The sequence below is a fragment of the Microcoleus sp. B6-A1 genome (assembly GCF_036705085.1).
Classification (GTDB): domain Bacteria; phylum Cyanobacteriota; class Cyanobacteriia; order Cyanobacteriales; family Microcoleaceae; genus Microcoleus.
The window spans coordinates 6,012-19,872 of record NZ_JAUBTU010000120.1 but is presented as its reverse complement, the minus strand read 5'-3'; the positions used below and the strand labels follow the sequence as shown (position 1 = coordinate 19,872).

At 45.5% G+C, this 13,861-nt stretch carries 13 protein-coding genes; 7 read left to right on the top strand and 6 right to left on the bottom strand.

The features are described 5' to 3' along the window. Window positions 1–254: 254 nt before the first annotated feature. Window positions 255–623, bottom strand: coding sequence for a Lin0512 family protein (locus tag QUB11_RS28330; RefSeq protein WP_190736353.1), 369 nt, complete (start codon window positions 621–623; stop codon window positions 255–257). A gap of 294 nt (window positions 624–917) precedes the next feature. Between QUB11_RS28330 and QUB11_RS28325 the strand changes: the two genes are divergently transcribed. Together QUB11_RS28325 and QUB11_RS28320 are read left to right on the top strand one after the other, a co-directional pair. Further along, window positions 918–1,832, top strand: a complete 915-nt coding sequence (locus QUB11_RS28325) for a branched-chain amino acid transaminase (RefSeq protein ID WP_333392277.1) — start codon at window positions 918–920, stop codon at window positions 1,830–1,832. Between the two features lie 162 nt (window positions 1,833–1,994). Beyond that, on the top strand, window positions 1,995–2,279 hold the full coding sequence (locus QUB11_RS28320; RefSeq protein ID WP_333151851.1) for a tetratricopeptide repeat protein: 285 nt from the start codon (window positions 1,995–1,997) through the stop codon (window positions 2,277–2,279). Between the two features lie 22 nt (window positions 2,280–2,301). Here QUB11_RS28320 and fghA read toward each other — a convergent pair whose 3' ends face one another. Both fghA and QUB11_RS28310 read right to left on the bottom strand, forming a co-directional pair. Further along, entirely contained in the window at window positions 2,302–3,156 is an 855-nt protein-coding gene (gene fghA / locus QUB11_RS28315; protein ID WP_333392273.1) for an S-formylglutathione hydrolase, read from the bottom strand. 91 nt (window positions 3,157–3,247) lie between these two features. Further along, window positions 3,248–4,357: an S-(hydroxymethyl)glutathione dehydrogenase/class III alcohol dehydrogenase gene (locus tag QUB11_RS28310; RefSeq protein WP_333279867.1), complete on the bottom strand. Its 1,110-nt coding sequence runs from the start codon at window positions 4,355–4,357 to the stop codon at window positions 3,248–3,250. A gap of 79 nt (window positions 4,358–4,436) precedes the next feature. On the opposite strand from QUB11_RS28310, the gene QUB11_RS28305 reads away from it, so the two are divergent. The 3 genes from QUB11_RS28305 to sppA all read left to right on the top strand — a co-directional run bounded on the left by QUB11_RS28305 (window position 4,437) and on the right by sppA (window position 8,824). Beyond that, window positions 4,437–5,120: an SDR family NAD(P)-dependent oxidoreductase gene (locus tag QUB11_RS28305; protein ID WP_333151857.1), complete on the top strand. Its 684-nt coding sequence runs from the start codon at window positions 4,437–4,439 to the stop codon at window positions 5,118–5,120. A gap of 146 nt (window positions 5,121–5,266) precedes the next feature. Continuing rightward, window positions 5,267–6,322, top strand: coding sequence for a type 2 isopentenyl-diphosphate Delta-isomerase (fni, locus tag QUB11_RS28300; RefSeq protein WP_333392270.1), 1,056 nt, complete (start codon window positions 5,267–5,269; stop codon window positions 6,320–6,322). Window positions 6,323–7,003: 681 nt separating this feature from the next. Continuing rightward, window positions 7,004–8,824, top strand: coding sequence for a signal peptide peptidase SppA (sppA, locus tag QUB11_RS28295; protein WP_333392259.1), 1,821 nt, complete (start codon window positions 7,004–7,006; stop codon window positions 8,822–8,824). A gap of 378 nt (window positions 8,825–9,202) precedes the next feature. Here sppA and QUB11_RS28290 read toward each other — a convergent pair whose 3' ends face one another. Then, window positions 9,203–9,472, bottom strand: a complete 270-nt coding sequence (locus QUB11_RS28290; RefSeq protein ID WP_333144671.1) for a GlsB/YeaQ/YmgE family stress response membrane protein — start codon at window positions 9,470–9,472, stop codon at window positions 9,203–9,205. Between the two features lie 299 nt (window positions 9,473–9,771). Here QUB11_RS28290 and QUB11_RS28285 point away from each other — a divergent pair, with 299 nt between their 5' ends. Beyond that, the gene (locus QUB11_RS28285) at window positions 9,772–10,959 is read left to right on the top strand and encodes a tetratricopeptide repeat protein (RefSeq protein ID WP_333392258.1); all 1,188 of its coding nucleotides are present in this window, start codon (window positions 9,772–9,774) and stop codon (window positions 10,957–10,959) included. Between the two features lie 148 nt (window positions 10,960–11,107). Here the strand turns inward: QUB11_RS28285 and QUB11_RS28280 are convergent, their stop codons facing one another. Continuing rightward, window positions 11,108–11,818: a carbonic anhydrase gene (locus QUB11_RS28280; protein WP_333392257.1), complete on the bottom strand. Its 711-nt coding sequence runs from the start codon at window positions 11,816–11,818 to the stop codon at window positions 11,108–11,110. 233 nt (window positions 11,819–12,051) lie between these two features. On the opposite strand from QUB11_RS28280, the gene QUB11_RS28275 reads away from it, so the two are divergent. Next, the gene (locus tag QUB11_RS28275) at window positions 12,052–12,867 is read left to right on the top strand and encodes an MOSC N-terminal beta barrel domain-containing protein (protein WP_333392255.1); all 816 of its coding nucleotides are present in this window, start codon (window positions 12,052–12,054) and stop codon (window positions 12,865–12,867) included. 7 nt (window positions 12,868–12,874) lie between these two features. On the opposite strand, the gene ylqF is transcribed toward QUB11_RS28275, so the two are convergent. After that, window positions 12,875–13,741: a ribosome biogenesis GTPase YlqF gene (ylqF, locus tag QUB11_RS28270; RefSeq protein WP_333206986.1), complete on the bottom strand. Its 867-nt coding sequence runs from the start codon at window positions 13,739–13,741 to the stop codon at window positions 12,875–12,877. Window positions 13,742–13,861: the final 120 nt, after the last annotated feature.

Sequence of the window (13,861 nt, the reverse complement as noted above, 5' to 3'; positions counted from 1 at the left end):
TCCCGCCCGTCCTTTTTGGACGGGCGGGACGCCCATCCCACTTTCAAGAGTGGAAGTTATTTAATTCTCATTCCTAAGTTATAGCGTGCCTCAGATTTTCTACGATATTTCATGCCATATCTCCGCGACACCCTACAACTTAGTCTAAATTAATCATTTTTTAACAGACAGGCGTTGGCCCGATCGCGGAAACAAGCAAGTGCGATCGATCGCACTTGCTTCACCGCCGATTTATTCAAACAACACAAAATTAATTAATCCTCAGTGTCCACAAAAACAGTCACAGCCGCCACCGCGATTAGCATTTCATCATTTTTATCATTCAGAGAGGCGATCGCCCTTCCTGGGACAATCATGCCTCCTTGCTCCACAATCAGAGTTTTGCTGCCAAAAGGGAGCACCGCCAACACCTCCTGTTCCCGCACTTGTTCCGGGTAAGGAACAGCCACCTTAACCTCAACAATCATCTGATTCGGGTCAGTCAAACCCGCCACTTCCCAGACGCCTAGGAGAGCATTATGGGCGATCGCATTCCGTACAGCCCTTGCACAGGCTACAGTCGGTTCCTGCCCGTGCTGGTCAATACCCATCCCCATTTCAATGATGAAACATTTACGTGCCATTGTTGCCCCTTGGTTGATTTTTGTTTGTAGTCGTTAGCGAAGCTTGCAGAAGACGATCGCACTTTTTGCCAAAACAATTATCAACCAAACTGACCGCTCTCGATATTATTTTATAAATTGATATCACAACAAAAGAATAATACCAGTCTTAAAAAACAATCCAACTGTAGGCAACCTTCAAACCCTTATGAAATCAGTCCTTCTCAATCTCAAATCTCAAATGGTATAACTTATGGTAATATAACCAAATTCAGCTTTCCTCGCGGACTGCCAAACTCATCGCCAGCTTGAATCATGGATAGTTTTCTACCAATTGCCTACTTTCAAAACCAATTTCTCCCATTTACCGACGCCAAAATTTCCATAGCAACCCACGCACTGCACTACGGAACCGGAGTTTTAGGCGGGTTGCGGGGAATTCCCGACCCCCAAAATGCCGATCGAATCTTGCTATTTAGATTAGACCGCCACTGTCAAAGATTAAGTCAAAGTGCCAGCTTCCTCCACTGCGATTTACCAGCCAGCAAAATTCAACAAATAATTATTGATTTTGTCCAGAAAAACCAACCAACAAAATCATTTTATATCCGCCCTTTTATCTACACATCCAGTTTAGGAATTGCCCCCCGACTGCACAACGTAGAAACCGACTTTTTTGTCTACGGATTAGAACTTTCCGACTATTTGCCCAAAGAAGGAGTCAACTGTAGAATTAGCTCTTGGTATCGCCAAGAAGACCGCAGTTTGCCCTTAAGAGGTAAAATTAGCGGCGCCTACATCACCTCAGCTTTAGCCAAAACCGAAGCAGTAGAATCCGGCTTCGACGAAGCTATTATGATGAACACTCAGGGAAAAGTCAGCGAAGCTTCAGGAATGAACATATTTATCGCCAGAAACGGTAAATTAGTTACTCCCGGTTTCGATCAAGATATTCTCGAAGGAATTACCAGAGACAGCGTAATCACAATCGCCAGAGACTTAGGAATTGAAGTCATAGAAAGACCCGTTGATAGATCAGAACTGTTGATTGCAGACGAAATTTTCCTCTGCGGAACCGCAGCCAAAATTACGCCAATTAAGCGAGTAGAAAACTATCACTTGCCCACAAACCGACCCATCACCGAAAAGATTTTGGACAAACTAACCGGGATTATCGAAAATCGCGACAGCAATTATAAAGACTGGGTATTTCCGATTGATCTTAATTAACCGTTTGTAGTGAGGAGTTCAGTCCTTCTTTTAAGGACTAAATTCCTCACTACAAACCATCAACTGGACTGCCGTGTCCTTACCCGTCTGCTCTATTTCATCGGCTTAAAAACTTCTATATCGACGCTCCAGAATTAACTACATCGATAATTAAGAAATGCTATGGAAGCTCGAGAATTTTACGAACAAGGATTCGACCTCGGTCGCAGGGGGCTGTACGAGGAAGCAGTTGCAGCTTTTACTGAAGCAATAAATCTCAATCCTGACTTTGTAGAAGCTTACATGATTCGTGCTACTGCTCGAAGTGGAACAGGAGATTTACAGGGGGGAATTGAAGATTTTGAGAAAGCTATGGATATCTACAGGGCTAGAGGACAATCGCAAATAGCTGATATGCTTTTAGTCCCCTGGAGTGCGCTGCACAATGAAATTAGGTTTAAGGACTAAATTCCTTACTACAAACTAAAGTTCACTCACACAAAGCAGCCGCATGATGGCGAATGTGATCCTCAATAAAACTCGCCACAAAATAATAGCTGTGATCGTAACCTTCCTGCATCCTTAAAGTTAGCGGCTGTCCCGCTTTTGCACAAGCTTCCGCGAACACTTCCGGCAACAACTGCCCGTCAGCCAGATACGAGTCAGCAGTGCCGCAGTCAATCAGAATCGGAGAGTTGTATTGCGCCTCAAGCACCAATTCGCTAGCATCCCAAGCCTTCCAGAGTTCTTTGTCGCCACCGAGGTAGTGCCCGAATATTTTTTGTCCCCAAGGGCAGCTCATTGGCGCGGAAATAGGCGCAAAAGCGGAAACTGAAAGATAGCGAGATCCATTTTTCAAAGCGCAAATTAAAGCCCCGTGTCCGCCCATCGAATGACCGAAAATTCCCTGTTTTTCGGGTATCGCTGGAAAATTTTCGGCGATTAAATTCGGCAATTCATCAACGACATAACTGTACATTCGATAGTGAGCATTCCAAGGTGCGGCTGTCGCATCAACATAAAAACCCGCACCACTTCCTAAATCCCAATCCTCATCTTCCCCAGGAATACCAGTATTGCGCGGGCTAGTGTCGGGTGTAACCAGCATTAACCCATATTTTGCCGCAAATTGCTGCGCCCCCGCTTTTGCCATAAAGTTCTCTTCTGTGCAGGTTAAACCTGATAGAAAATACAAAACTGGTACGGGTTGAGATAAAGCTTGCGGCGGCTGATAAACTGCGAATTTCATCTCGCTGTTGCAAGCGGAGGATTGATGGCTGTAAAAGCCGAGTTTGCCACCGAAACTTTTCTGTTCTTTGTGCAGTTTTAGGGAGTCTGATATCATGTTAATTCTCTTTCATTTTTGAATTAATTTTTTTTTAACCGCAGAGGGCGCAGAGGGCGCAGAGGAAGAGGGAAGAGAGAAAGATTTTTGTTCAAAATGTCAAAACTGTGCGAATTACTTCGCCTTTGTGCATTAAATCAAAGGCTTCGTTGATTTTGTCTATCGGCATTACCTGAGTTACCAGACTGTCAATATCAATTTTACCGTCCATGTACCAATCAACAATCTTAGGAACATCAGTTCTGCCTTTTGCGCCACCAAAAGCCGTCCCTTTCCAAACCCTACCAGTTACTAGCTGAAACGGGCGGGTACTAATTTCTTGACCGGCTCCCGCTACCCCGACAATTACGCTCACGCCCCAACCTTTGTGGCAGCATTCTAAAGCTTGGCGCATCACATTAATGTTGCCGATACATTCAAAACTGTAATCTGCTCCGCCTTTGGTTAAATCTACTAAATAAGGCACTAAATCGCCTTCCACTTCGCGGGGATTGACAAAGTGAGTCATGCCGAATTTTTCCGCCATCTCTCGCTTGTCGGGATTCAAGTCTACGCCGACAATCATGTTAGCTCCCACCATGCGAGCCGCTTGAATTACATTCAAACCCACGCCGCCCAAACCGAAAACTACCACATTAGAACCAGGCTCTACTTTCGCAGTATTGATGACAGCGCCGATGCCAGTTGTTACGCCGCAGCCGATTAAACAAACTTTATCAAAAGGAGCATCTTCGCGAATTTTTGCTACCGCAATTTCTGGCAATACTGTATAATTAGCAAAGGTAGAAGTTCCCATGTAATGGTATAGTTTCTGCCCATCTATGGAAAATCGGCTCGTGCCGTCGGGCATCACTCCCTGGCCTTGAGTTACGCGAATTGCTTGACAGAGGTTAGTTTTTCGGCTCAAACAATATTCGCAGTTGCGACATTCGGGAATGTATAGAGGAATTACCCGATCGCCCACTTTGACACTCGTGACTCCCGGCCCCACTTCTGCGACAATCCCGGCTCCCTCGTGGCCTAAAATAGCCGGAAACAAGCCTTCAGGATCTGCACCGGAAAGAGTGTAAGCGTCAGTGTGACAAACACCCGTCGCTTTAATTTCCACCAACACCTCTCCAGCGCGCGGCCCATCTAGATCGACCGTTTCAATGCTCAAAGGTTTGCCGGCACTGCGAGCAACTGCTGCTTTTACTTTCATGCTTTCTCCCTGCTATCGATTTGTCAATTGACCCGTCAATATGTATTGTATTACTTAAGACGAAAATAGCAACAAATCTATGACAAAATTAATTGTAATTACCGGAGTCAGTCGCGGTCTTGGTCTTGCCATGACCGAAAAGTTTATGGAATTGGGACATAGAGTTTTGGGATGCGCCCGTTCTTCCGAAGCGGTGGAAAAACTCAACCAAAAATATAGTGCGCCCCACCATTTTACTTGTGTGGATGTCACCAACGACGATCGAGTAAAAGCTTGGGCAACAGAAATGCTGGCAAAAAATGAGCCGCCAGATTTGTTAATTAATAATGCAGGCGTAGCTAATCATCTCGCGCCTCTTTGGAATGTCAGCCACGAAGAATTTTCGCAGGTAATTGATGTTAACATTAAAGGTACGGCTAATGTAATTCGCCACTTTGTCCCGGCAATGATTGCTCGAAAAAGTGGCATAATTGTCAACTTTAGTTCTGGTTGGGGAAGGTCAACTTCGCCGGAAGTCGCGCCCTATTGCGCTTCCAAGTGGGCAATAGAAGGACTTACGCGATCGCTCGCTCAAGAATTGCCCGCAGGTATGGCAGCAGTTCCTTTGAATCCGGGGATAATTCACACCGATATGCTGGACATTTGTTTCGGAGAAGATGCGGCAAATTACCCGTCAGTCAAAGCATGGGTGCAAAAAGCAGTTCCTTTCTTACTAAAATTAAAACCTTCAGATAACGGAATGCCGCTGACTGTTCCTGGATAATACAGAAACCCTGGCAGGATTTACGCACATCTCTCTTTTCTTCCCCTCAGCGCCCTCTGCGCTCTCTGCGGTTCATAAAAAAAATCTCAAAAATGAAATAAAATTGCTATATTCCCAAATCAAAACTCTTTCCCCAAATAGCCACTGTGAACTTGCCGCTAACCTCCCCCTCGCAAACCGAAACCCGCAAAGCAGACCACCTGCGGATTTGCCTCGAAGAAGACGTACAATTTCGCGAAACTACCAGCGGCCTCGAACGCTACCGTTTTGAACACTGCTGTTTGCCAGAACTCGATCGCACCCAAATCGATTTAACCTCCACATTTCTCGGCAAAAAACTAGCCGTTCCCCTGCTAATTTCCTCGATGACCGGCGGCACAGAATTAGCCCAGACAATCAATTATCGCCTCGCCGATGTCGCTCAAGAATACAAACTGGCAATGGGAGTTGGTTCCCAGCGAATTATTGTAGAAAATCCTGAACTAGCTCCTACATTTGCCGTCCGTCGCCGCGCTCCAGATATTCTGCTGTTTGCCAATATCGGAGCCGTTCAATTAAACTACAATTACGGTTTGGAAGAGTGCCAAAAAATTGTTGATCTTTTAGAAGCAGATGCCCTAATTTTGCACCTCAATCCGCTGCAAGAGTGCGTCCAAACCGAAGGCGATACTAACTTTAAAGGACTGCTCGATAAAATTGCCAAATTGTGCGATCAATTACCAGTACCAGTTATTGCTAAAGAAGTCGGCAACGGTATTTCAGGAAAAATGGCAAAGAAATTGCTCGCCGCCGGGGTAGGTGCGATCGACATTGCCGGGGCCGGAGGCACTTCTTGGGCGAAAATAGAAGGAGAGCGAGCTAAAGATAGCAAGCAGCGCAGGTTAGGCGCAACCTTTGCCGACTGGGGAATACCGACAGCCGAGTGCATTGTCAGCACCCGCGCCGTAGCGCCGGATGTTCCTCTGATTGCCTCTGGAGGCTTGCAGAATGGGTTGGATGCAGCGAAGGCTCTCGCCCTTGGCGCGGATATTGCGGGACTGGCGCGGCCGTTTCTACAAGCTGCAGCGGAATCGGAATCAGCAGCAGGCGTTCTAGCTGAGGTTTTAATTGCAGAAATCGCCACCGTGATGTTCTGTACGGGCTGCGGTAATTTGGATGAGTTAAAACATTCTGGGGTTTTGGGCAGTTGCCAAAATACGTAGGTTTGTCTAGGTTTTCTAAGAATTTGACGAAAACCAACAAGAATTGTTATAAACTGGAAAAACGCTTGATTAGTGCGGGTTGCTAAAGCTTACTGGGTGTGAAAACCACAGAAAAACACTTGGCACAAACTAATCATCAAAAAACCAAATATTTCAAGTCCTCTGCTAATCAATGCAGTCTCTAACTGGGAAGATTAGGTCAACCTGAGCAATCAGGAAGCTTATAGCACTTAGTCTAGGCTAAACATAGACCGCTAAGTTTGATTTACAGATTTCTGTAGGTTTTTAGAAGCGGTTTTGGAAAGGTTAAGATAAAAGTGAGTCAGTTGGCAGTTGGCAGTTGTTAGTTGGCAGTTGGCAGTTGGCAGTTGTTAGTTGGCAGTTGTTAGTTGGCAGTTGTTAGTTGGCAGTTGTTAGTTGGCAGTTGTTAGTTGGCAGTTGGCAGTTGGCAGTTGGCAGTTGGCAGTTGTTAGTTGGCATTAGTCAACAGGTAACAGTTAACAGTTAACAGAGGCTTGTAGGGTGCGTCAGTTAGAACACTTACGCTTACAAGGGAAAAACTTCTGTACTGACGCACCCTACTATCGTCTTTTAAATGCCGAACAGCTTAGTCAACAGTTAACAGTTAACAGTCAACAGTCAACAGTCAACAGTTAACAATTACCAATTACCAATAATCTAATGAAAGATTTCCTAAAATATACCTGTGCAAGTTTACTGGGAACCTTCCTAGGAATGTTGCTGCTGGGCAGCATCGGATTGGGGGGACTCGTACTGCTAATTGCTCTGGCGGCATCGTCGTCTAAAGATTCAGGCCCGCAAGTTAAAGATAAGTCGGTATTGGTATTAGACCTTTCTTTAAATATCACCGACAGCAAACCGAGCCGTAGCACTAGCGCGGCGATTGAAGAAGTGCTTTCGGAAGATTCCGGCGATACAGTGACGCTGCGGACTGTTTTAGACACGATCGAATATGCGAAAAAAGACCCGAAAATCGTTGGTATTTATCTCGAAGGCAGCTCAATTTCCAGCAGCAGCGGGTTTGCCAATCTCAAAGAAGTTCGAGGGGCCTTGCAGCGTTTCCGAGATGCCAAAAAACCCATTTTTGCTTACCAGATGGACTGGAATGAGCGAGATTATTACCTCGGTTCCGTTGCTAATACAATTGCAGTCAATCCTTACGGCGCTTTGGAAATCAACGGTTTTAGCAGTCAGGCAATGTTTTTCACTGGTGCTTTGGAAAAATACGGCGTGGGAGTGCAAGTAACTCGCGTCGGCAAATACAAGTCAGCCGTTGAGCCGTTTTTGCTCACAAAAATGAGTCCCGAAAATCGCCAGCAAACTCAAAAGTTGCTCGGAGATATGTGGGGAGAATACCTGCAAACTGTCGCCCCGAGTCGCAAAGTGACTGTTCCGCAACTGCAAGCGCTTGCAGATAATGGCGGAACTTTGATGGCTGACGAAGCTCTCAAAAACAAGTTAGTTGATAAAGTTGTATACTTTGACGAAATATCGACCGAACTCAAAAAACTCACCGGAACCGATCGCGAAAACAAATCTTTCAAGCAAATTAGTTTGAAAAACTACGCGAGAATTGCTGAGAATAAAAACTCAAGTCATGCTAACAAGAAAAACCAAATTGCTATACTTTACGCTGAAGGAGAGATTGTAGACGGCGAAGGGGGCCCGACTCAAGTAGGAGGCGATCGCATCGCTCAAGCAATGCGGAAAATCCGAGAAGATGACGACGTAAAAGCAGTGGTTTTGCGCGTCAACAGTCCCGGAGGCAGCGCGACGGCGGCCGAAGTAATTGCACGCGAAGTGATGCTGACGGGGAAAAAGAAACCAGTTATTGTTTCAATGGGCAATTTAGCAGCATCCGGCGGCTATTGGATTTCGATGGGTTCCAACCGCATTTTTGCCGAACCCAATACGATTACTGGTTCGATTGGCGTTTTTGGAATGCTGTTTAACGCCGAAAAGGTGGCTGCTAACAACGGCCTAACTTGGGACGTGGTAAAAACCGCCCGCTTTGCGGATACTAAAACGGTTTCCCGTCCGAAAAATCCTCAAGAATTGGCGAATATTCAGAGGGTAGTCGATCGCATTTACGATCGATTTATTACTAAAGTCGCCACCTCCCGCAAACTGCCGAAAAACCAGGTACAAGAAATTGCTCAAGGCAGGGTGTGGTCTGGTACGGCGGCGAAAGAGTTGGGTTTAGTCGATGAAATTGGCGGTCTTGAAGATGCTGTCAGAGAGGCAGCGAAGCAAGCTAAACTCGGCGACGATTGGAAGTTGGAAGAATATCCAAAACGCCGCACTTTGGAGGAGCGAATTTTGGAAAAAATTTCCGGCGTTCACGTTTTGAAACCAGCCGCCAAACTCGACCCGCTAACGGCCGAATTTAAGAAAATGCAAGATGAATTGGCTGTGATCAAGTCGATGAACGACCCGCAGGGGGTTTATGTTCGCTTGCCTTTCAATTTGCGGATTGATTAATTAATTGATACCCAATCCGGGATTTTTACCTCTTTATTCTTCAGTCCCCCTCTGTGCGGACGAAAGTTTTGCTCTTGAACCGTTGCAAGCGCTGAGTCTGATAGGGGTTTTTAACCCGGATTTGGTAAAAGTAGGCTGACCAAGAATTTCTTGATGGTACAGCCCCCGGATTTATCCGTGGAATCAATCCAAAATCCAAAATCGAAAATCCTCAAGCCCCCGCATTTATCCGTGGGCTCGCCTCTAAAATCTAAAATCTAAAATCTAAAATCTAAAATCGATTGACACACCTACCAACAACTGAAAAACCCGGTTTCTGGAAGAAACCGGGTTTATGAATACCCTAAAAGTCGATCGACTGGGAATTGGCAATATTTGTTATGCAGCACGCTGAGTTAACAATCCCCAGATGAATAGTAGAACGATCGCACCTACGACTGCAAAAGCTATGCTGGGTAGGCTAATTACTCCGAAGGATGCTCCCCCGCTAGTCCCCAGTAAGACTTGACCTAGATAACCTCCCACTAGGGCGCCCAAAATTCCTAAACCTGTTGTTGCCAGAAAGCCGCCGCCTTGAGTTCCCGGATAAATGGCTTTGGCGATCGCACCGGCAATCAGTCCTAAAACGATCCAAGCAATAATTCCCATTTCTCTTTCTCCTGAATACTTAAACTTTTCTTGTGCCTTGTCTTATGTTCTTAGAATAACAACCGCTATCGAGCCATTACCTCTACCGCAGGGAGGAACCGAAAGTGGTAGGATTTCTCATGAATCGTCCCAGTTTGAGGCTTTTTAATATCTCAAAAGAGTTAAGCCACTTTTTCTAGGGAAGAAAGGTACTTATGCTCAAGGCAAAAAGGAAATAGGAGAATCTTTTCTGGGACTTTTTGTGTTTTACTGGTAAAAAAATTACAATATTTCTGTGAAATGAGGAAAGTTTGCGCCCGATGAATCTGACTCTGTGCATGATTGTGAAGAATGAAGAGGCAACACTGTCGCGGACTTTGGACAGCGTTAAGGGTGTTGTTGACGAAATGGTGGTGGTGGATACGGGATCGGGCGATCGCACCCGTGAAATTGCCCGAGAATCCGGGGCGAGGGTTTATGACTTTGAATGGTGCGACGACTTCGCAGTGGCGCGCAACGAGTGTCTGAAGCACGCCCAGGGCGACTGGATTTTGGTATTAGATGCCGATGAGGTTTTGGTACCGGAGATTGTACCTCAAATAAAGCCGGCAATTGCGAGCGATCAACTGCTGCTAATCAATCTCATCCGCCAAGAAATCGGTGCCTCTCAATCTCCCTATTCCCTAGTGTCGCGCTTGTTTCGCAATCGCCTCGATATCCGCTTTTCTCGCCCTTACCACGCAATGGTAGACGACAGCGTGGCTGAGATTTTGCAGAGGGAACCCAAATGGAAAATAGCTTCTCTCCCCGATGTGGCGATTTGGCACTCTGGTTATCAAAAAGATGCGATCGCCGCAAAAAGTAAATTCCAAAAAGCTCAAGCAGCAATGGAACGCTATATCGCTTATTATCCAAACGATGCCTATGCTTGTAGCAAATTAGGTGCGCTGTATGTAGAAAGCGGGCAAATCGGGCGGGGAATTAATTTATTAACCAAAGGCTTGACGGCTGCGGCAATTGATGATTCTATTGTTTACGAACTCAACTATCATTTGGGAATTGCTTATCGCCAGCAGCAGCAGTTTGCCAAAGCAAAAGAACACTATCAAGCGGCAATTAATACAAGTGTGTTCCCGCCGCTCAAGTTGGGTGCTTACAATAATTTGGGCAATTTGTTCAAAGATGAAGGAGATTTGAAATCTGCTGAAAAAGCTTACAAAGCAGCTTTAAAAATTGACCCCAATTTTGCAGCAGGTCACTATAATTTAGGACTGACGCTGAAGGCAGCCGGAAATTTAGCAGATGCGATCGCCTATTACCGACAAGCGATAAAAATCGATCCAGAACACGCGGAAGCTCATCAAAACTTGGCAGTAGCCTTGCTGAAAATCGGCAAAATGCCAGAAAGTTTAGCAGAATTCAAAAGAGCGATCGCCCTTCACGAACAGCGCCGCCCTTTTGAAGCAGAACGCCTGCGCCGGGGACTACAAGAAATGGGTTTAATGTAACTGACATCTTGCACCCTCCGTCAAAAACCTGTAGGGGCGGGTTCACCAATAGCTTTAAAGGATACCCAAAGACTCAAAAACCCGCCCCCACCCCGCGCTCAAGTTTTTTATTGACAGTTGTGCAAGATATAAGATGTAAGAAATAAAATCAAGCAATTATCTCTACTTTGCCGCTATCCAAATCGTAGCGGCCCCCAACAACTTTAAGCTTGCCCGCTTTCACTGCTTTAGCTAAAATAGGCGACGCTAATTTTAACTTATTTACATTCATTTTCACGTTAGCTCTGACTGCGTTATCCCAGGCATCGCCTTTTTGACCTTTGGTCGAATCAACTGCCGGTTTAATCGCCGCCACCAAAGTGCTAATGTGACCCGGCACAGCTTTGCCATCTAAAGCTGCTTTGACAGCACCGCAGCGTTCGTGACCCAGAATTACTAATAGTGGCACGCCTAATTCTAAGGTCGCATATTCCATATTCCCGAGAACCACATCGTCGAGAAAATTTCCAGCTACTCGGATATCAAATAAATCCCCTAATCCTTGGTCGAAAATAATTTCGGGAGCAACCCGCGAATCAGAACAAGCCAGGATGGTTGCAAACGGATGTTGACCCTTTGCTACTTCTACAACTCGCGATCGAGCTTGGTCGGGAAATGTCCGTTTTTGCTGAAGGTAGCGTTGATTACCCGCCATCAATTTCTTAAGAGCACCGTCGGGGGTAATGTCAGAGATTGCCTCTGCCTTTACTGCTTCGGCTTGTAAAAACGCAGGTGCCAAGCTTGCCGCCAGCATCCCTGCACCAGCCCTCAACATTAAATTCCGTCGCGAAATCATACCTGTTCTTTCGCTTTTAGTCATTGCTTGCAACTCGGTTCAATTGTTTGTATTTCTTAGCATAATATATACCACAAGCTCAGTCAGACTTCTTTGATTTTTCTTTACAAGCTGCTCCGGCTTAATGTAAACTTCAAAAAAGCGGCCCATTTTTATTTCATTCCTATTTTATTTAGTAAAGTCAACGGCAGTCATCCTTCTGCGGACAGGGATGCTAGAATGTATCTAAAACGACTATTTTTTATCAATGGCTCGAAATGTCCTACGTCGCCAGCATTCATATCTATCCGGTAAAGTCCCTTGACGGCATAGCAGTCAGTCAAGCAACTATTCTAGCCAGCGGAGCTCTAGAAGGCGATCGCTCTTTTGCAATTTGCGATGCAGCCGGAGAATTGGTTAACACTAAGCACAACAGCGGAGTCAGTTTTCTACGCTTATCCTTTGACATCAAAAAGAGAATTGCCGGCCTGAAAATTCAAGGCACCGAACAAGAAATATTTTTTCATGTAGATAGAGAACGCTTGGCAATAGAATGTTGGTTGAGCAACTACTTCGGTTTCCCTGTCAAATTAATTGAAAACTTGCTGACAGGTTTTCCCGACAATACCGCTGCACCAGGGCCAAGCATTATCAGTACCGAAACAATTGCCGAAGTTGCATCTTGGTTTCCGAGAGTTTGCGTTAACGAGATGCGCCATCGCTTGCGAGCTAATATTGAAATAGGAGATGTCCCGGCTTTTTGGGAAGACCAACTTTTACCACAAGCCGATGAAATTGTGAGGTTTAAAATAGGGACTGTAATATTTGAAGCTATTAATCCCGGTCATCCCTGTATCCTATCTACGCAAAATTATGGGGCGCAAGCAAGCGATCTAAATTTTAAAAATATACTAACAGCCAAGCAGAAGGAAATTATGCCTGACTTGGTAAAAAAAGGGCATTTAAATCACTTTAGTCGGCTGATAGTTAACACGCGGCTCGCACCTCAACCAGCAGAAAAAATATTACATATAGGAGACGAAGTTCAAATTATCACCGTCAGCAAATCCCTATTTAATACCATTTCTGATTAGTTGTAGGTTATGAGTCCGATCGAGCCGGCGGCAACTCCAAAGTAAGTTGACCTAAAACACCAGTTCTAAAATCGTTTAACATCTGCCGCGCCGTTCGTTCGACATCTCCTTTATACCTGTCTTTTGCTACCTCGTGCAAATAATCTTCACCATTACTAGAGGCTGGATCTAATTTATACCTGGATTTGAAACCAGATAGTGATATCAACGTGTCATCAGCAGCCTCAATCCCTAGGAGCAAATCTACCATCGCTGCTGCTACTACCTGATTGTCGTAAGCTGCTTCGCCAATATCTTCGCAAATAGCTAGTTTTATGGCATTTTCTTGATTGTTAATTCGGGTTGGGATCACTCCAGGCGCGTCTAATAATTCAATTTCGTCGGAAATACGAATCCATCGGAGCGATCGAGTTACTCCTGCTCTGCGGGCACTGTCTACCACTCTCTTCCCTAACAACCGATTAATTAAAGCCGATTTTCCCACATTGGGAAATCCCATTACCACTGCCCGGACTGGACGGGGCAGCATACCTCGATCGAACCTTCTTTGATTTAGCTGCACCCCAGCATTCTGCACCGCATCCGCCACATCATGTACTCCGTGACCGTGCTCGGCATTAGTAAAATATGCAGTTTCCCCCTGGGACTCAAACCATGTTTCCCACGCCTCGCGCGATCGAGGCGTAATCATATCCATGCGGTTGACGACCAATACTCGCGGCTTGCCGCCCACCCAACTCGGCATTTGGGGGTGATAAGTAGCCAATGGAATGCGGGCATCTCGGACTTCGAGCACCACATCTACCCGCTTTAGCTGTTCTTTTAATGCCCGTTCAGCTTTGGCAATGTGACCGGGATACCAGTGAATTTTCATTAGTTATTAGTTATTAGTCATTAGTTATTAGTCATTAGTCAGCAGTCATTAGTCAGCAGTCATTAGTCAGCAGTCATTAGTCAGCAGTCATTAGTCAGCAGTCATTAGTCAGCAGTCATT

Excerpts from the sequence above, each read along its gene's own strand:
- QUB11_RS28320 (WP_333151851.1), top strand. The coding sequence starts at position 1,995 with ATGGAAGCTCGAGAATTTTACGAACAAGGATTCGACCTCGGTCGCAGG.
- fghA (WP_333392273.1), bottom strand. The coding sequence starts at position 3,156 with ATGATATCAGACTCCCTAAAACTGCACAAAGAACAGAAAAGTTTCGGT.
- QUB11_RS28310 (WP_333279867.1), bottom strand. The coding sequence starts at position 4,357 with ATGAAAGTAAAAGCAGCAGTTGCTCGCAGTGCCGGCAAACCTTTGAGC.
- QUB11_RS28325 (WP_333392277.1), top strand. The coding sequence starts at position 918 with ATGGATAGTTTTCTACCAATTGCCTACTTTCAAAACCAATTTCTCCCA.
- sppA (WP_333392259.1), top strand. The coding sequence starts at position 7,004 with ATGAAAGATTTCCTAAAATATACCTGTGCAAGTTTACTGGGAACCTTC.
- QUB11_RS28330 (WP_190736353.1), bottom strand. The coding sequence starts at position 623 with ATGGCACGTAAATGTTTCATCATTGAAATGGGGATGGGTATTGACCAG.
- QUB11_RS28280 (WP_333392257.1), bottom strand. The coding sequence starts at position 11,818 with ATGACTAAAAGCGAAAGAACAGGTATGATTTCGCGACGGAATTTAATG.
- QUB11_RS28285 (WP_333392258.1), top strand. The coding sequence starts at position 9,772 with ATGAATCTGACTCTGTGCATGATTGTGAAGAATGAAGAGGCAACACTG.
- ylqF (WP_333206986.1), bottom strand. The coding sequence starts at position 13,741 with ATGAAAATTCACTGGTATCCCGGTCACATTGCCAAAGCTGAACGGGCA.
- QUB11_RS28275 (WP_333392255.1), top strand. The coding sequence starts at position 12,052 with ATGTCCTACGTCGCCAGCATTCATATCTATCCGGTAAAGTCCCTTGAC.
- QUB11_RS28290 (WP_333144671.1), bottom strand. The coding sequence starts at position 9,472 with ATGGGAATTATTGCTTGGATCGTTTTAGGACTGATTGCCGGTGCGATC.
- QUB11_RS28305 (WP_333151857.1), top strand. The coding sequence starts at position 4,437 with ATGACAAAATTAATTGTAATTACCGGAGTCAGTCGCGGTCTTGGTCTT.